The sequence below is a fragment of the Enterococcus silesiacus genome (assembly GCF_001886225.1).
Lineage (GTDB): Bacteria > Bacillota > Bacilli > Lactobacillales > Enterococcaceae > Enterococcus_L > Enterococcus_L silesiacus.
Genome location: NZ_JXLC01000008.1, coordinates 14,940 through 32,723, shown reverse-complemented (window position 1 = coordinate 32,723; position 17,784 = coordinate 14,940). Strand labels below are relative to the sequence as shown.

Annotated in this window: 20 protein-coding genes; 18 read left to right on the top strand and 2 right to left on the bottom strand. The window is 35.9% G+C overall.

Features of this window, described 5'->3' with window-relative positions; genetic code table 11:
• Positions 1 to 7: 7 nt before the first annotated feature.
• The gene (locus RV15_RS07210; RefSeq protein ID WP_071877384.1) at positions 8 to 949 is read left to right on the top strand and encodes an NADP-dependent oxidoreductase; all 942 of its coding nucleotides are present in this window, start codon (positions 8 to 10) and stop codon (positions 947 to 949) included.
• Between the two features lie 77 nt (positions 950 to 1,026).
• Here the strand turns inward: RV15_RS07210 and RV15_RS07205 are convergent, their stop codons facing one another.
• Entirely contained in the window at positions 1,027 to 1,917 is an 891-nt protein-coding gene (locus RV15_RS07205; protein ID WP_071877383.1) for a LysR family transcriptional regulator, read from the bottom strand.
• A gap of 166 nt (positions 1,918 to 2,083) precedes the next feature.
• Here RV15_RS07205 and RV15_RS07200 point away from each other — a divergent pair, with 166 nt between their 5' ends.
• From RV15_RS07200 to RV15_RS07175, 6 genes are all read left to right on the top strand, one after another.
• Complete coding sequence (locus RV15_RS07200) at positions 2,084 to 2,752, top strand: CoA transferase subunit A (RefSeq protein WP_071877382.1); 669 nt, start codon at positions 2,084 to 2,086, stop codon at positions 2,750 to 2,752.
• A gap of 2 nt (positions 2,753 to 2,754) precedes the next feature.
• Positions 2,755 to 3,435: a 3-oxoacid CoA-transferase subunit B gene (locus RV15_RS07195; protein WP_071877381.1), complete on the top strand. Its 681-nt coding sequence runs from the start codon at positions 2,755 to 2,757 to the stop codon at positions 3,433 to 3,435.
• The gene (locus RV15_RS07190) at positions 3,432 to 4,622 is read left to right on the top strand and encodes an acetyl-CoA C-acetyltransferase (protein WP_071877380.1); all 1,191 of its coding nucleotides are present in this window, start codon (positions 3,432 to 3,434) and stop codon (positions 4,620 to 4,622) included. The genes RV15_RS07195 and RV15_RS07190 overlap by 4 nt, the downstream gene beginning before the upstream one ends.
• The gene (locus RV15_RS07185) at positions 4,622 to 5,938 is read left to right on the top strand and encodes a GntP family permease (protein WP_071877379.1); all 1,317 of its coding nucleotides are present in this window, start codon (positions 4,622 to 4,624) and stop codon (positions 5,936 to 5,938) included. Before RV15_RS07190 ends, RV15_RS07185 begins: the two co-directional genes overlap by 1 nt.
• Before the next feature lie 499 nt (positions 5,939 to 6,437).
• Entirely contained in the window at positions 6,438 to 7,208 is a 771-nt protein-coding gene (locus tag RV15_RS07180; protein WP_071877378.1) for a cyclase family protein, read from the top strand.
• A complete protein-coding gene (locus RV15_RS07175) occupies positions 7,198 to 8,055 on the top strand; it encodes a beta-keto acid cleavage family enzyme (RefSeq protein ID WP_217265807.1) in 858 nt (285 codons plus the stop codon). The genes RV15_RS07180 and RV15_RS07175 overlap by 11 nt, the downstream gene beginning before the upstream one ends.
• A gap of 48 nt (positions 8,056 to 8,103) precedes the next feature.
• Here RV15_RS07175 and RV15_RS07170 read toward each other — a convergent pair whose 3' ends face one another.
• Positions 8,104 to 8,412, bottom strand: coding sequence for an ArsR/SmtB family transcription factor (locus RV15_RS07170; protein ID WP_071877377.1), 309 nt, complete (start codon positions 8,410 to 8,412; stop codon positions 8,104 to 8,106).
• A gap of 103 nt (positions 8,413 to 8,515) precedes the next feature.
• Here RV15_RS07170 and RV15_RS07165 point away from each other — a divergent pair, with 103 nt between their 5' ends.
• The 11 genes from RV15_RS07165 (at position 8,516) to RV15_RS07115 (ending at position 17,475) form a co-directional block, all read left to right on the top strand.
• Positions 8,516 to 9,154, top strand: a complete 639-nt coding sequence (locus RV15_RS07165) for a nitroreductase family protein (protein WP_071877376.1) — start codon at positions 8,516 to 8,518, stop codon at positions 9,152 to 9,154.
• 11 nt (positions 9,155 to 9,165) lie between these two features.
• Entirely contained in the window at positions 9,166 to 9,531 is a 366-nt protein-coding gene (locus tag RV15_RS07160) for a DUF1304 domain-containing protein (RefSeq protein WP_071877375.1), read from the top strand.
• 164 nt (positions 9,532 to 9,695) lie between these two features.
• The gene (locus RV15_RS07155; protein ID WP_071877374.1) at positions 9,696 to 10,292 is read left to right on the top strand and encodes a nitroreductase family protein; all 597 of its coding nucleotides are present in this window, start codon (positions 9,696 to 9,698) and stop codon (positions 10,290 to 10,292) included.
• Positions 10,293 to 10,316: 24 nt separating this feature from the next.
• Positions 10,317 to 11,162 (top strand): VOC family protein, encoded by an 846-nt coding sequence (locus RV15_RS07150; protein ID WP_071877373.1) that lies wholly within the window; start codon positions 10,317 to 10,319, stop codon positions 11,160 to 11,162.
• A 349-nt stretch (positions 11,163 to 11,511) separates the two neighbouring features.
• Complete coding sequence (locus RV15_RS07145) at positions 11,512 to 11,694, top strand: hypothetical protein (protein WP_071877372.1); 183 nt, start codon at positions 11,512 to 11,514, stop codon at positions 11,692 to 11,694.
• A gap of 446 nt (positions 11,695 to 12,140) precedes the next feature.
• Entirely contained in the window at positions 12,141 to 12,626 is a 486-nt protein-coding gene (locus tag RV15_RS07140) for a hypothetical protein (RefSeq protein ID WP_071877371.1), read from the top strand.
• Between the two features lie 32 nt (positions 12,627 to 12,658).
• Entirely contained in the window at positions 12,659 to 13,312 is a 654-nt protein-coding gene (locus RV15_RS07135; RefSeq protein ID WP_071877370.1) for a hypothetical protein, read from the top strand.
• A gap of 191 nt (positions 13,313 to 13,503) precedes the next feature.
• Positions 13,504 to 15,741, top strand: coding sequence for a glycoside hydrolase domain-containing protein (locus RV15_RS07130; RefSeq protein WP_071877369.1), 2,238 nt, complete (start codon positions 13,504 to 13,506; stop codon positions 15,739 to 15,741).
• A gap of 142 nt (positions 15,742 to 15,883) precedes the next feature.
• Positions 15,884 to 16,492: a hypothetical protein gene (locus tag RV15_RS07125; RefSeq protein ID WP_071877368.1), complete on the top strand. Its 609-nt coding sequence runs from the start codon at positions 15,884 to 15,886 to the stop codon at positions 16,490 to 16,492.
• Positions 16,493 to 16,635: 143 nt separating this feature from the next.
• Positions 16,636 to 17,151 (top strand): hypothetical protein, encoded by a 516-nt coding sequence (locus RV15_RS07120; protein ID WP_071877367.1) that lies wholly within the window; start codon positions 16,636 to 16,638, stop codon positions 17,149 to 17,151.
• Between the two features lie 219 nt (positions 17,152 to 17,370).
• A complete protein-coding gene (locus tag RV15_RS07115) occupies positions 17,371 to 17,475 on the top strand; it encodes a putative holin-like toxin (protein ID WP_425429272.1) in 105 nt (34 codons plus the stop codon).
• Positions 17,476 to 17,784 lie beyond the last annotated feature (309 nt).

Below are 17,784 nucleotides of genomic sequence, written 5' to 3'. Positions count from 1 at the left end.
CGTAAATATGAAAGCAGTAGTCATCAATCAATATGGTAGCAAAGAAGAACTAACGGAACAAGACGTAACCTTACCTGAATTAAAAGAACACCAAGTACTTGTTAAAGAACATGCAACATCGATCAATCCAATTGACTGGAAATTAAGAGAAGGTTATTTAAAACAAATGTTTGACTGGCCGTTTCCAATCATTTTAGGTTGGGATGTTGCTGGTGTTATTACAGCAGTTGGTAGTGCGGTAACTGATTGGAAAGTTGGAGATAAAATCTTTGCTCGTCCTGAAACAACGCGTTTTGGAACCTATGCTGAAGAGACGATCGTTGATGAGAATCTATTAGCAAGAATCCCTGAAAATGTTACGTTTGAAGCAGCAGCAGCTGTTCCTTTAGCTGGGTTAACAGCGTTACAAGCACTTTTTGATCATGGACAACTTCAAAAAGGTGAAAAAGTCTTGATTCATGCTGGAGCTGGCGGTGTAGGAACCTATGCGATCCAATTAGCGAAACAAGCGGGTGCCTATGTTATTACAACGGCTAGCGAAAAAAATCATGCTTTGCTCAAAAAACTAGGTGCAGATGAAGTGATTGATTATCATACAACAAACTTTGCTGACGTGTTAACAGATATCGATTTAGTTTTTGATACAATGGGTGGCGATATCCAAAAAGCAAGTTTCTCTGTGCTAAAACCAGATACGGGACGCTTAATTTCAATCGTTGGGATTGCAGATGAAGAGTTAGCCAAAGAAAAAAATATTAAAGCTGAAAGTATTTGGCTTCAAACCAACGGCAAACAACTACAAGAAATTGCAGATTTAATGGCTTCTGGCAAAGTGATCTCAGTTGTGGGTGAAGTTTTCCCATTCTCTAGACAAGGTGTTTATGATGCTCATGCATTGAGTGAAACCCACCATGCTGTCGGAAAAATTGTTATAAAAATGGCTGACTAGCCTACCTAATTATCTAAAAAATATAGAATCTCCAGAACAAAACTTATTTAGTTTTGTTCTGGAGATTTTTTCAATGTTTATAATGCCGAAAAATAGTTCAAAATACTATTTAAAACAAATTTTTCCACATTCAAATAGTTTTTCTTCTTTTGTCGACACACGGTTACTTTCCAAGACAACGGATGATGCATTCGTACCGCTTTATAATCTCGCTCTTGAATAAAATCCTTAACGGGAGCAGGCAAAATAGTCAAAAAAGGTGTATCAAATGTTGTTTTTAGCAATAAATCCCAGGCGCCAGATTGAATTTTGACCGTTGGTTTTAAATTTAATTTATCAAAATAACTAATAACGAGATGGTGAATCATAAAAGTATCATTAAATAATGCTAATGGCTCTTTGGCTAACTCTTCCCAAGAAATAAATTCTTGCTCAGCAAACTTATTGTTGATGCTCATAAAGGCGTACAACTCGTCTTCAACTAAGGTATGTTCTTCAATACTTGTAAGTTCTGTCGGCTGCAGCAAAATAGCTAAATCAATTTCATTTACCAAGAGCATTTTTTTTAATTCATGAGCTCCTTCTTCAATGATATTGATTTTAATCTCTGGATGCTCAAGAATAAACTTAGATAAAAAACTAGCAAAAACCAAGGAGAGAATCAATGGAGGAATACCAATCGTGATCGTACCTTTTAAAAAGCGGTTTTTCGCTTCCAATTGTTTCATCATCTCTTCATACGTAGTAATAACCTCAAGGGCTTGTTCATAAAACATTTCTCCAACGGTTGTTAGTGAGGACAACTTTCCCTGATTGCGGACGAATAATGCGACATTTTCTTCTTCTTCAAACGTTTTGATCATTTTACTTAATGCCGGTTGAGATAGATGTATTTTTTTTGCAGCAGCAGATAAATTATTATCTGAATCAACGATCGTAACGAAGTATTTCAATTGTTTAATATCCAAAATGAATCCCCTCCAAAAAATGCTTCTTTTTAATAACTATTTTATACCTATAACCTTAACATATAGGTGATATAAAAATAAAGTCTTAGACAGTGGGCGCTAGCATTGATATTATAGAGCTATAAAAGAAATGCAACCGTTTTATTTTTGATTGTTGGAGGTAGTTATGAAAAGGATAAACAAAGAAGAATTGATAAATTATATTCATACGGGTGATACAATTATGATTGGTGGCTTTATGTCTGTTGGCATTCCTGAGACTGCGATCAATCAACTTGTTCAAACAAATGTTGAAAATTTAACGATTATTACCAATGATACAGGAGTTTTAGCTGGGGAAGATCAGAGTAAACTTGGTGTCGGTCATTTATTATTGCATCGAAAAGTTGACAAAGTTATTGCTTCTCATATTGGGATGAACGCTGAAACTGGAAGACAAATGATCAATGAAGAAATAGCTGTAGAATTAATTCCTCAAGGAACATTAGCCGAAAAAATCCATGCAGGTGGCTCCGGACTGGGCGGTTTTTTAACCCCAACTGGTGTAGGGACAATTGTTGAAGAAGGTAAAGAGATGATCGAAATTGATAATCGACAATATCTTTTAGAAACGCCGCTTAAAGCTGATGTCGCATTGATCAAGGCTCATAAAGCAGATGAGTTAGGCAATCTTGTTTACCAACAAGCAGCGCGTAATTTCAATCCAGTTATGGCACTTGCTGCTGATACTGTGATTGTAGAGGTCGACGAATTCGTGAAAGCTGGTGAATTAGATCCAGAAGCAATTGTTACGCCATTCGTCGTAATCGATAAAATTTTGGTGAAGGAGCAGTAGGTATGCAGCAAAAACAGTTATCATTAAAAGAAAAAATTACGCAAAGAGTCGCGCAAGAATTAAAAGACGGCGATGTTGTAAATTTAGGGATTGGGATGCCGACATTGGTCTCAAATTATATTGACCCTGATATTACAGTCTTTCTGCAATCAGAAAATGGGGTTGTGGGAATCGATAAACCATCTGGAAATCAGCAAACGTCAACATTAGTCAACGCTGGTGGTGCACCAGCAGGAATCATTAAAGGCGGCGCATTTATTGATAGTTTAACATCATTTTCACTGATCCGAGGTGGACATATCGATATCACCGTTTTAGGTGGACTGCAAGTAGATCAACAAGGTAATCTAGCGAATTGGATGATTCCAGGGAAATTGATTCCAGGAATGGGTGGTGCAATGGATCTTGTTGCAGGCGCTAAAAAAGTAATTATCGCAATGGAGCATACAACCAAAAAGAACGAGCCCAAAATACTAAAGGAATGTGCGCTGCCGTTGACAGCAAGTGCTGTGGTTTCGATGATTGTTACGGAGCTAGCGGTGTTTGAATTTATCGAGGGGCAATTAACCTTGATTGAAATTTGTAATGAAAGTACTTTAGAAGAGATCAAAGCAAAAACAGAGGCTGACTTTACCATTGGTCAGTCGCTGCTTGAGGGAATAGGAAAGGGAGTTGTTTTATGAAAGAAGTCGTGATCGTATCGGCAATGAGAACCCCGATTGGGAGTTTCGGCGGTTCACTTGCACAATTTTCAGCAGTTGATTTAGGTGTTAAAGTAGTGGAAAGACTCATTGAAAAAGCAGGTATTGAAAAAGAGTTGATTGAAGAAGTAATTATCGGCAATGTTTTATCGGCTGGTAAAGGTCAAAATGTGGCCCGGCAAATTGCCGTAAATGCTGGCATTCCTTTTACTGTTCCTGCATCAACTGTGGGCAATGTTTGTGGTTCCGGGTTAAAAGCTGTGATCAATGGGGCTCAAGCCATTTTGTCAGGGGATCGGGAAGTTGTTTTAGTTGGTGGTAGTGAAAGTATGAGCCAAGCAGGCTATGTTTCATCAGACAGCCGTTGGGGATTGCGAATGGGTCATGGTCAGTTAACGGATACGATTTTATCTGATGGTTTGACGGATGCCTTTTCTGGGATTCATATGGGGATCACTGCTGAGAATTTAGCGGAGCAATTCAATATTACACGAGAAGCACAAGATGCATTTGCTTTAAACAGTCAAGAAAAAGCGTTGAAAGCTATTGAGGAGCATGCCTTCGACGAGCAAATCGTCCCGATCACGATTCCTAGAAAAAAACAGGAGCCGTTTATCATGACAGCTGATGAAGGACCTCGAGCAGGTTTGTCTATCGAAAAATTAGGACAATTGAAGACCGTCTTCAAAGAGCAAGGGACGGTTACGGCAGGAAATGCCTCCGGTATTAATGACGGTGCTGCGATGATGCTCTTAATGAGTAAAGAAAAAGCAGAATTACTAGGCATTTCCTATATGGCAACGATCAAAGGTTATGCATTTGAAGGGGTGGATCCAGCGATCATGGGCTATGGTCCTGTGGTTTCAACAAAAAAAGTGCTGCAAAAAACAGGTCTGACGATTGAAGCAATTGATTTAATTGAGTCAAACGAAGCATTTGCGGCACAATCTTTGACTGTCGCAAAAGAACTAAATCTTGATTTGGAAAAAACCAATATTCACGGTGGAGCAATTGCCTTAGGTCATCCAATCGGCGCTTCAGGAGCCAGAATTTTGACTACTTTGTTACATGGATTAAATGAGACTCAAGCAAAAACAGGCTTGGCGACACTTTGTGTTGGCGGCGGGATGGGTGTATCGATGATCGTTGAAAGAAGGGAGTCTAGATAATGGAAATTTTAGCAATTGTCGGTGTTATATTTGCTACTGGATTGATCATTTATCTGTCTCTTAAAGGGGTAAATATTTTAGTGATTTCACCTTTATGCGCTTTGATCGTGATGTTGACGAATCGAATGCCGATTTTGGATAGTCTATTAAAAGGACCCACTTCTTATATGGGCGGCTTATCTGGGTTTGTTGCTTCCTTCTTTATTATTTTCTTACTGGGATCAGTTTTGGCAAAATATATTGAAGAAAGTGGTGCCGCAAATTCCATCGCAAATGGTATTCTAAAATTAACAGGCACTGAAAAACCGTATTCTGTGCTAGTAGCTATTTTTCTAATGAGCTTATTGCTAACATACGGCGGTGTGAGTCTCTTTGTAGTGCTTTTTGCAGTCGTTCCTTTAGCTAGAAACTTGTTTGAAAAGTTAAACATTCCTTGGCGCTTGATCATCACACCTTATTTTCTCGGTGTTGCAACCGTTACAATGACTATGATGCCAGGAACTCCTGCAATTCAAAATGTCATTCCCACAATGACTTTAGGGACAACCTTAACGGCTGCACCGATGCTAGGAATTGTCGCATCGATCGTTGTAACGATTTGGGGTTTGTGGTGTATGAAAAGAGAACTAAAAACAGCTTTGAATAATGGCGAAACCTTCGATCCAAAATATTCAAAAAAAGAAGACCAAAAAGAACAGAAAAATAGTCCAAATTTATTTTTAAGTTTACTTCCGTTAGTCACACTGATCGTTATTATTTTTGTTGGAAGTTTTCTTAAAATCGGAAATATTATCATACCGGCTTTAACAGTGTCGATCATTGTTTCTGGTTTGGCCTTTCATAGATATATTGATAGTCATAAGCAAGTGCTGAATTTAGGTGCTACTGGTGCAATCTCACCAACGATTTTTTCAGCATCTGCAGTTGGTTTTGGGTCCGTGGTTGCTTCGGCAGCAGGTTTTCAAACAATTTTGGCTGGAATTCAAAGTATACCTGGTAACCCGTTGATTAGCTTATCAGTTTTAACTGGCGCGATGGCTGGTGTAACCGGTTCTTCATCTGGTGCCTTAGGTATCGTGATGAACAATTTCGTTCAGCCTTATGTAGATATGGGGATTGACCCTGCGATTATTCACCGGATGTCAGCCATTGCTTCAGGCGTACTAACTTGTTTACCCCAATGCGGTGCGTTGTTGTCAATGTATGCGCTAACTGGTTTGACACACAAAGAAACCTATAAAAATTTATTTATCTCTGTGGTAGTAGGTAGTTTTATCGCGTTTATCGCAGCATTTATCTTGGCTGTTTTGTTTTAGTAGAATGAAGAATTATTAGACATGCGGGCTAGTCGTTCAGCTTTTGTATTATCTAGCTACGCGGGCTAGCTCTTCGGAAAAAAGATAAAAATGGAATGTGACAAAAAGCATCACAGTCAATTTTTCCTATTTTTCTGTCAGAGCTAAACGAGCCCGCTACGCTTTTGTATTATCTAGCTTCAAGAGCTAGCCACTACNGGCTAGCTCTTCGGAAAAAAGATAAAAATGGAATGTGACAAAAAGCATCACAGTCAATTTTTCCTATTTTTCTGTCAGAGCTAAACGAGCCCGCTACGCTTTTGTATTATCTAGCTTCAAGAGCTAGCCACTACGCTTTGCTTCGATCTCATCAATTCCTAAGAGCTAAAGCTCTAAGGATTGAAGGTTTCGGGAAAAAGATAAAAAATAATTGTGGTAAAGAGCACCACATTTATTTTTTCCTATTTTCCTGTCAAGGCTGACCAAGCTCTTTCAGCTTTTAAAATAAGGAGGAAACAACATGAAATTTATCGATTTAAGTACAACTATTGAAAGTGATTTGCCATCTGATCCAGTGGGGATGATTCCCGAAATCAAATACAAAGACCATAAAGACAGCATCGATTATATGCTGAGTTTTTTTGGAACAGCAACGACAGAAGATCTTCCTGAAGGGCTAGCTTGGGCTTTGGAAGATGTGTCATTGACAACACATGCGGGGACGCATTTAGATGCCCCTTATCATTATCATCCAACCATGAATAATGGTGAGAAAGCTTGGACAATTGATGAAGTTCCTTTAGAATGGTGTTATGGCGATGGTGTAGTAGTTGATTTTACTGACAAAGCTGACGGATCGGCCGCAACGATCGCAGATTTTGAAAAAGAATTTGCACGCCTAAACTATACGTTGAAGCCTGGCGATATTGTCTTAGTTAATACGGGTGCTTCAAAAAAATGGGGGACGATCGACTATCTTTCAGCAGGATGTGGAATGGGTCGTGAAGTTACTTTATGGTTGATCGATCAAGGCATTCATGTGATGGGAACTGATGCTTGGAGTTGGGATAGACCACTGAAAATCGTTGGAAAAGAATTTGATGAAACTGGTGATAAAAGTATTATTTGGGAAGGTCATTTTGCTGGAATCGAAAAAGCATATTGCCATATAGAGAAACTTGCAAATCTAGATCAAGTTCCTGCAACAGGGTTTAAATTCAGTTGTTTCCCTGTAAAATTAAAAGCAGCAAGTGCAGGTTGGATTCGTGCTGTCGCAATGATTGAAGAATAGAAAGGCTTTGATAAAATTGAAAAATAAAGTAATGATTACCGTGGCTACAACAGGTGGCTATACAACGAAAGAACATAATCCCAATGTACCATTGACTCCCGTGGAAATTGCCGAAGAAGTTTATAAATGTTACCAAGCAGGAGCAGCAATTGCTCATATTCATGTCAGAGATGACGCGGGCAATCCCACAATGGATTTTGAAAAATTCAAAGAAACAGTTGGTTTGATCAGAGAAAAATGTGATATTGTCATTAATATCACGACTTCTGGGGGAACAGGATTTAATGATGACGAGCGAATGAAACCATTTGTTGAATTATTACCTGAAATCGCAAGTTATGATTGTGGTACGATGAATTGGCAACATACGACTGTATTTGAAAACAATCCACTATTTTTAGAAAAACTAGGTAAAAAAATGCAGGAAGTCAATGTTAAACCAGAAATTGAAGTGTTTGATCCAGGGATGTTGTACAACGCACTTTATTATGCTAAAAAAGGCATCCTTACAGAACCACTTCATTTCCAGTTTGTCTTAGGAGCCCCAGGTGGGATTGCTGCAACCGTGGAAAATCTAGTCTATTTAAAAAGTTTATTGCCAGAAAATGCTACGTGGAGTGCTTTTGGTATTGGTAAAGAAAGTACACCGATTCTAATGACAACATTAGCACTTGGCGGACATGTTCGAGTTGGAATGGAAGATAATAGCTACCTTTTCAAAGGTCAGCTAGCAAAATCAAATGTTGAGTTTGTCGAACGGGCAAAAACGTTGATTGCTGAATTAGGTAAAGAAGTTGCTACACCAGATGAAGCAAGAGCGTTATTAGGACTTACTAAAAAAGTGTAATAGTAAATAAATAAACCAACATCAACAGCTTGCTGTGTCGATGTTGGTTTATTTAGGTGTTTTTCCTGCTCTAAAGCGAATTAATTCTAGTAGCCCAGGTAATTCTTGCTGGATATAGTCTTGATTTAAAACGTACGTTTTAGTGGTACCTGTTTTGATTTCTTGAATCAACTGAGCATCTTTTAGTAGTTTTATATGGTGAGATAAAGTAGATTTTACAATATGGTATTTTTCTGACGTTATCCGCTTTTCACCATCGATCAGTAAACAAGTAAGAATGTTTAAACGGATCGGATCACTAACTGCTTGTAATGCTTGAAGAACAGGATCGTTGGTATTGGACAGTTTATTTTTCATAAACAGATTATAACATAAACATTCTACTTTACATATTACTGAGAGAGTGATATATTTTTAATGTTCGAAAATATTCGAACGATCAAAAGAGATGAGGGATATTATGGAAAACACATATAGAGAAAATAATTTTGATACGATTATGAAGGGCCGAAGATCGATTCGCAACTACGATCCCACAGTTAAAATCAGCCATGAAGAAATGGAACAAATTATCAATGATACCGTTAAAGCGCCATCTTCAGTGAATATGCAACCTTGGCGTTTTACTGTTGTTGAAAGTGAAGCAGGCAAAGAAGCTTTGGCACCTCTTGTTCGTTTTAATAAGTTACAAAATGAAACATCTGCCGCAATGATCGTGATTTTTGGTGATTTAAATAGCTTTGAGCACGCCGAAAAAATCTATGGTACAGCGGTTGAACAAAACTTAATGCCCCAAGAAGTCAAAGAGCGTCAATTAGAAGTGTTGAGTCCTTTATTTGAGCAAATGTCCACAGAAGATAAAAAAGAAATGGCGACGATTGATGGTGCCTTAGCTGCGATGAACTTAATGTTAGTAGCCAGAGCGTACGGTTATGATACAAATCCTATCGGTGGCTTCGAACGTGAAAAAATTGCTGAAGCATTGGGCATGGATAAAGAACGTTACTACCCAGTAATGATCGTTTCAATTGGGAAAGCTAATGAAGCAGGCTACCCTTCTTATCGCTTACCAGCAGCTGATATTACAACTTGGAAATAGGAGGATAAATCATGCATATTATTCCATTAGTTTTGGCTGTAATCGTTGCGGTTGAACATTATTACATTTTATATTTGGAAATGTTTCAAACGACATCACCTGCAGCACAACGTAGCTTTGGTTTGGATAAAGAATTTTTGGATGATCCAAGAGTCCAAACGCTATTCAAAAATCAAGGACTATATAACGGCTTTTTAGCTACAGGAATTTTATGGGGTGCTCTTTTTGCAGCAAATAGTTGGAGTGCGGTAACATTTTTCATCATTTGTGTAGTTGTTGCTGCCGTGTATGGTGGACTGACTTCATCCAAATCAATTTTGATAAAACAAGGGATTCCAGCAATTATTACATTAATAGCCTTGTTGATTTTTAAATAGAAAGAGGAAAGTTTGAGGCAATAATTCCCTTGTCTTAGGCTTTTTTCTTTTTATCTGAAAAAAACTTATAAAAAGTAAGTCAAAACTCTTTACTTACTTTTAGTAAGACGATATACTATTCAAGTAATCTAAAAACTAATTGAAATCGAAAAGGAGCAATACACATGACAGAATTTATCCAAGCATTAAAAAAACGCCGTTCAATCTACGCTTTAGGAGATAACTTACCACAATCACAAGAAGAAATCACAGCGTTAGTGAAAGAGATCGTTAGAGAAAGTCCATCATCTTTTAACTCACAAACTCAACGTGTAGTTTTCTTATTCGGCGATGCACATAAAAAATTATGGTCAATGACAGAAGAAGCCTTGAAACCTTTAACACCTGCAGAAGCTTTCCCAAATACACAAGCTAAATTACAAAGCTTTGCAGCAGGAACGGGTACATTGCTTTTCTTTGAAGATATGGATATCGTAAAAAATCTACAAGAACAATTTGAATTATATGCGGATAACTTCCCAGTCTGGTCAGAACAAGCAAGTGGTTTGACTCAAGCCAACGTTTGGACTGCCTTAGCTCAAAAAAATATTGGTGCAAACTTACAACATTACAATCCAGTAATCGATGAAGCTGTAGCTAAAGAATGGTCTATTCCAAGCCAATGGAAATTAAGAGCACAACTTGTTTTTGGTTCAATCGAAGCGCCAGCTGGCGAAAAAGAATATATGGAAGATAGCGCACGTTTCTTAGAATTTAACTAATAACGAGCAATGGAGGAAAAGAGTATGGTATACAGATTACCTAAAGAAATGATTGTAAAACAAGTTAAATTAAAAGTAAAAAATCTGGATGTAATGACTGAATTTTACACGCAGATGATTGGACTTGTTTTACTGAAAAAAGAACAAAATACAGCTTTCTTAGGTGCACAACATTCTTCTGAAGCAATCATGGTTCTGGAAGAACTTGCTGATCCTGTGGTTAAAAACAATACGACTGGATTGTATCATACCGCTTTTCTCTTACCTACTCGTAAAGATTTAGGCAATAGCTTATTATGGCTGATGCAAAACAATGTTGAAGTTGGTGCTGCTGATCATGGCTACAGTGAAGCAATCTATCTGACTGATCCTGAAGGTAATGGCATTGAAATCTATCGGGATAAACCGATGACTGAATGGGATATTCGGGCAGATGGAGAAATCATTGGTGTGACGGAAGAGTTGGATGGAGATGGAGTTGTCGCAGAAGCTGATGGTCAGTGGTTAGGTATGGCGCCTGGATCAAGAATTGGTCATGTACATTTACAGGTCGCAGATTTAGAGGAGACCGAGAAGTTTTACGAACAGCTTGGTTTTTCGTTGAAATCTAATTTTGGCAGACGGGCTAAATTCTTCGCGGCAGGTGAGTATCATCATCATATTGGGACGAATACTTGGAATGGTGAGCATGTGGCTTTAATTGGTGAGAATCAGTTGGGGTTGGCATGGTATACATTTCAGTTACCTTCCAGAGATGCGTTTCAGTCATTTGTTCAACAGCTTGCTGAAACTGCTGTTGAATACGTTTTGGCAAATGAGCACATAACGATTCAAGATCCAAATAGGATGCAGATCAAGTTTGGGTATTAATTTGTAAAGGTCAACTTCTTGATTGAGGTTGGCTTTTTTTGAGTTTTAAATTAGTGATTGATTAGGACTGTTAATATGGTGTTTTTTTAACGACGGTTTTTGGGAAAGGAGAAAAAGAATGATTAGAATTTTATATCCACAAAAAGGTTGGTTTTGAACTAAATAATAATTACTACAAGAATGCATTACAACGTATTGAGAACAGACTATTAAATAATTAACGTTAGAATGAGCTAGCATTACTGGTGGTTCTTTTGTTTGTCTAGATATTTGCACAAAAATATAAAGATATCCTGTGTGATTGGATTGACCGTGTGAAAAATGACCTATATTTTTGGGAGATGAAATGATGGCTATAAAAAAAGGAAATAAATGTGTACAGTCAAATTTGAATCCAAAATTACAGAGTGAATTGTCTTACTTAACTAATAAATACGGAAAAAGCGAATCTAAAATTATGGCTATTGGATTAGAGTTACTTGCTATACAAGATCGAGCAGGATTTGATATTCCAAAACTAAATAGTAAGTGATGTTACTTTTGCGTTTTTTACAAAAAAGTGACATTGCTTTTAGGGGTTGAAATAACGAAAATTTTTGGAGATGTGAGAAAGGAAAGAGAAAAATCTATATGAGCCAGTAAAAAAATGGCTTCTAATGGAATAATGACTCTTGACATAGGAGCCATATAACGATATGAAAGAACAACGAACAATATCAAGTTCACAAATTTCGAAACGAAGGTATTAAATTATCTGAATTGTAGCGAATTTCTTTGATTAATACAACCATAATAGAGTATAGGAAAAATTTAATCTACCTGGAGCTGATGCCATTAGTTTTCTAGCGTTAATTTTAAATATAAGCTAATTGTATTTTGTTGAAAGATACAAATAAATTTACCAATTGTTCTAATTGTTGGCATATGGTATACTTTATGTTAGTAAGAGTTTGAAATTTACTAGAGGAGAGGTTCAATATGAAAGGTAAAATAGTAGGCTTTTTAGTAGTCACTGTATCAACTGTATTGTTAGGATCAACTTTTGTTCTCAGTAAAGATAATGCATATACTAAAAGTTCAGATAAAGTTATGATTAGTGAAGAGGCATCAAATATCAATTCGAGTAGTGACTCGGTACCTGAAAGTAGTAGTATCGAAGAAAATGACTCGATCGTTGATTTTAAAAATATAAATGGTGAGCAACTTTATAATACTTTTAAAGGCCCCAATGCTTCTGAAATTGTAAATCTGCTAGATCAATTTCATGATGATTCGGATCGAGTTGTTGTTACTTCGTATGGAGAAGTTCTAAGTGGTCAGATTGATTTTAAAGCGGAAGGGTCTAATAAAAGAAAGATAGACACTTCAACTTATCCAAAAGGCATAACTATTTACGACCTAAAGGTATTGATTGAAATTCATAAAGATGAAATAAATGAATTGTCTGAAAAGTACAGTCAATAAATTTATATAAATAAAAAAAAAGGAGCTTAAAAATGAAAAAAATATTATTAGTTCTATTATTGAGTCCAGGTCTGTTTCTTTCAAATACTCTAACGGAAGCTGCGGAGTATAAAGAACCCACGAAAGTAGCCCAAAGACCAACAGAAGATTTCTTTTTTCCAGGATTAAAAGATACAGATAAAGTTGTAAGGTTAGAAAATGGAACGTTTATTTATGGTGAAGCTACGGTAGGAGAATTTGGATTAAGAAAAAACTTGTTAACTATCGTTAACAGTGAGACAGATCCAAATTCTATAACGGTTGAAACAGCTAAAAAGATATTAGAAACAGAAAAACCTGAAGATAGTAACAAAATATCACCCAGAGGGATTACTTCTTCTTTTAATTATGTGGGATTAAGACACGGTGGACATGCAGAAGGGCATTTTTCAAGAAGTGCTGGATGGAATTCTCTAAATACAGTTTATCAATCTACAGCCAATGGTCCATATCTACGGTATTATTCAGGTTACGATTCAGCAATGGTTGGTACTGCGCAGCAAGCAGTACGCACGTTTTCAGGTGGATATGCAGGTAATTTTCTATCAGCAGATTCATATCAATACTTCTCAGGTATAAACACGATGTATACGTATTACGGAAGTGCTAATGTTCAATGGCAGGCGTATCAAATTATTAATATTTAATCCATCTAATAAATTATAATCATTTTTGGGCTCCTGTTTTTAAGGAGCTTTTTATATTGATTAGGTACCGGTTATGCATTATGGGAGATTTTTGTGAGAGAATGAATAGGTTTGATGATAGTGTTCTCGTTATACTCAATTTATATTATTGCGCAGTAATATAAAAATTATAATGAGAAAGAAGGATATACATGGATCAAATGGTTTTTGAAACACAAAAATGGTTAAACAAAACTTATTCTTTTGAAACAGGCATGGTGCCTCAAGATGGTAAATCTGGATGGCGTACAATTTATGCTTTAAGAAGAGCATTGCAACAAGAAATGGGTATCACAGCAACCTCTGATAATTTCGGACCTACAACAGAAAGATATTTTAAAGAAAAAGTAGAACCTACCTTTAGAGATGGTGGTACCCCAAAAGTAAATATTGTTAAAATTTTACAGGGTGGATTTTGGTGTAAAGGGATTATTCCAGGAGTTACTGGTAATGATCCACTAGATGGTAAATATACTAAGTATACAAAGGATGCTGTTTCAGAATTTCAAGAAAAGGCAGGATTAAAACCAGATGGTTATTTAACAGCAATGTTAATGAAAGCTTTATTGGATATGAGTGCTTTTGATCTAATTGGAGATCCGAAGATCCGATTGATGCAACAAGAATTAAATAGAAACTATAATGAATATTTTGGCTTACTTCCATGTGATGGAATTTATCAAAGGGATACAAACCAAGCGATTATTTATGGTTTACAATGTGAAATGGGCATGTTTGTTGGTTTTGCAAATGGTTATTTTGGACCTAGCACAACAGTGGGCTGTCCTACGATTAACGTCGGACATCCAAATAAAGCGAATATCAAGTTGTTACAGTATGCATTATATGTAAATGACGAATACAAAGGGCCTTTTGACGGAATATTTACTCAACAGGTTGCAGAAGCAGTTCGTAACTTTAGAAAATTTATGAAGATCGGAGATGTGGAGCGAGGAAGTGCAGATATGCCAGTAATAAAGGCGTTGCTAGCGACGACTGGAGATACTGAACGACCAACTAAAGCATGTGATACTTCGATGCAAATTCTAAAACAAGCACATGTAGATATACTAAAAAATGCCGGATATAACACGATTGGTAGATATTTAACAGGGACCGTTGGAGTTGATGCAGAAGAACGACCTAAAAACTTAACAGTGAGCGAAATAAATCTACTAAAGAAAAATAATTTTAAAATTTTTCCAATTTATCAAGATGGCGGTTGGTATTTAGACTACTTTAAAAAAGCAGGTCAGGGATGGACAGATGCCCGTTTAGCAGGAGCTGCAGCAAAATCATTAGGATTCAAAGATCATACAATCATCTATTTTGCATGTGATTTTGATGTCTTAGGTGATGAAATTCCGTATATTATTGCTTATCTAAGAGATGTAGTTGATTCTATGCGTCAAAATTATCCAGAGTATAAAGTTTCGTTATATGCACCAAGAAATGTATGTGCACAAGTGACCGACCAGATCGTTCAAATCACAAATTGTTTTGTTTCAGATATGTCTTCAGGCTTTAGTGCAAATTTAGGCTATAAAATGCCAAGAAATTGGTCGTTTGATCAATATCATGAGTACGAGCTACAAGGAATTCCGTTGGATAAAGTAGCGATGTCTGGTTTATTTGATGTTGGGCAGAGTACGTTTAATGCACCACAAAATGTCGACAAACAGGGTGTATCATCAGAAACCAAAGACGCCAAAGGAGCAGAAATTGCTAATGAAATTGCTAATCGATTAAAGGCTTTTCGTAAGGTTGTAGGACTTGATTTTAAATCAGAGATTGAGCATACTGTTTATTTTGGGCAAATTAAGATGACTTTGAAATTAGAAAATAAAATTTCAAGTAGTGGCGATGCAGATGCAAAATTCGTTATTAAAAATGGGAAACCAGAGATTAAATTTGCCAAAAAATTAGAAGAACTTCAAAATGCATTGGATATTGTGGGTGCCGATGATTCATTGGTGGAAACAATTAATCAGTTAGCAGATATCGCAAATGAAGGAGAAATCCAAGTGCGATTTAAAGCTGATTCGTTTACTGAAGTAGGAATGGAAATTTATTTTACAGGAAGTTATGTAGCTGGGAATATTGATGGTCAAGACGTACCATGTGATTATCAAGTTACTCTAGGAATCTTTGTCGATCCAAGTAAATTACCACCTGGTATGAATGCGGATGTTGATCGGATTCAAGAATCTATGAAACGAGTAGATGCACAATTAAAAGTTGCAGGTTTCATTGGTTTAACAGGATTAGCGTTATGTGGTGGCTTTGTCGTAGCATCAGGTGTTGGTTTTGGAACAACTGTAGCTACAACAGGTACTTCTATTATTCAATCAGTCGCTAGCTTTTTTGCTACATTGAAAGTAATTGGATAAGTGAAAGACGTATAGGAAAATAATTGTAGTGTCCACAAAAAGCTATTTTTTGTGGACACTATGTTTTTATTTAGTCGCATTCTTCCATATAAATTGATATTATTAAAAGAGAAACAATACAATATGAGGAGGAATAGATAAATTGCACATACAAAAATATATTTTTATAGCATTTAGCATCCTTTTTTTTGTGATAACAGGTTGTAGTGATCAGAGGCAATTAGAAGAATATAGAACTAAACTATCTAGTGTAGAGGAAGAAATAAAAAAAGATCAGCTGGTAGAAAAACACGATTTAGCAACAGAAAAAAAGGAATATGGCATAAATGAGCGAGTTGTCATAACAAAATCAAATCAGCCATTAGTTGCATTTACTATTACGAAAGCAAGTAGCAGTATGATTAACTTTAAAACAGAGGCTACTCTTACAAAAGAAAGTGAGCATGAGCTTCTGTTAGAAATAACTTATGAGAATATTAGTTACCCAGAACCATATGGGATGAGATGGACTCTTTTAAGTAACTCGAAAATAACTGATAATAAAGACGAGCTAGTAAATTTTGGTGGTAGACAGAACGATAAAGATGTAAATAAAGGTGAAACAAATACTATGACATTTTCAGTCAAAACCAAACAGTTAGCAAGCAAAGTAGATTATCTTACATTTAAATATTATTATCCTCAAAGTTTATTGAGAGGTACCTATTCTGAAAAAGATTTTTTAATAATAAAGGTACCAGTTGAACATTGATTGAAAGGTAGTTCTTTGTATATTGATTTTGTTAAATATAAATAAGTAAAATGTTCAATAGAGTTGCTCAAAATCAGTTTAGGATAAAAATGATCTCTACTCTATTTACTTATCCCTAAAACATGGAAAGGCAGATAGAAAGAGTGGACAAAAAAGCAAAAGTTTTAATGAAAGGAAAGTTTAACTACTCTAGTTCAAAATTTAAAAAAATGTTAGTAAGAATCTTTTTAGTTCTTACATTTATCTTTGTATTTCTATTTGGAATAGAGATAATTAATAGCGCTAGCATTAATCTGGATGGTGAAGTGCTGCTAATTCTATTTGGAACAATTTATTTTGTAGGAGCAATATATTTATCTGAGATAATTTATGAAAAGTTATTTTTGAAAGAAGTTGTAATAACTAAATACACAAATGGGATAAAGATTTTGATTGATAATGACGAAATTATAATTCAGATGAATAAAATACGTAGAGTTAAGGCAGAATTGAGTTATGGTGTAGGTTCAAGAGGAAGCTCAAAAGGAAGTTCACGATCAAGCACTAAACTAGTAATTTACACAAACACTGAAGTATTTCATTTTACTACCTTGGGAATAAACGAAGGTGTTAAAAAAGTTGAGAGCTATATCAACAAAGGTATAGAGATAAATACCTAAAAGAGTCTATAGAAGAGTTCTAAATGAACTAGAGACGTTGTTTCAAAAAGGATAAATAGAAAGTAACAATTTTTACTAAAAGGGTACTAGGAAAAGTGAAAGAAATAAACTCAAGTATGATATACTAATCAGTGTAGGAAAGTTATGACGGTGGCTACTTCCGAAGGGTGGTGGTGCTTATGAGAATAAGTGCTGAAATCTATGAAAGGAGAAAGCCTTTTGTCCGCATCAGAAGCAATTCAGTTGATTCTAAGTTTTGGTATGTTTACCATTACTTTGATTAAATTGATTGTGGACTTGCTAAAAAACGACAAAAAGAAATGACCGCTCATTAACTTTGGCAAGTTAGCGATCATTTCTAATGATTAATTAACCAATGCTACCGTCTTAAACGGTTCTACATAAGAGAGGTATGTTAGCGCATATCTCTCTTTTCATTGTTATTATAGCACTTTTTTGTGAAATTAGCTAACAAAATAAGCTTACAAACTGACTTACAATAATTCTCATTAACTTATTCAAACCTTTGATATAAGTAAGTTTGTATCAGTATAATAAATTTTGGTTAGCTAAATGTAAAATAAATTGAAATTCTTAATAAGGATCGTTCGGGAAAACGACTTATTTTGTCCA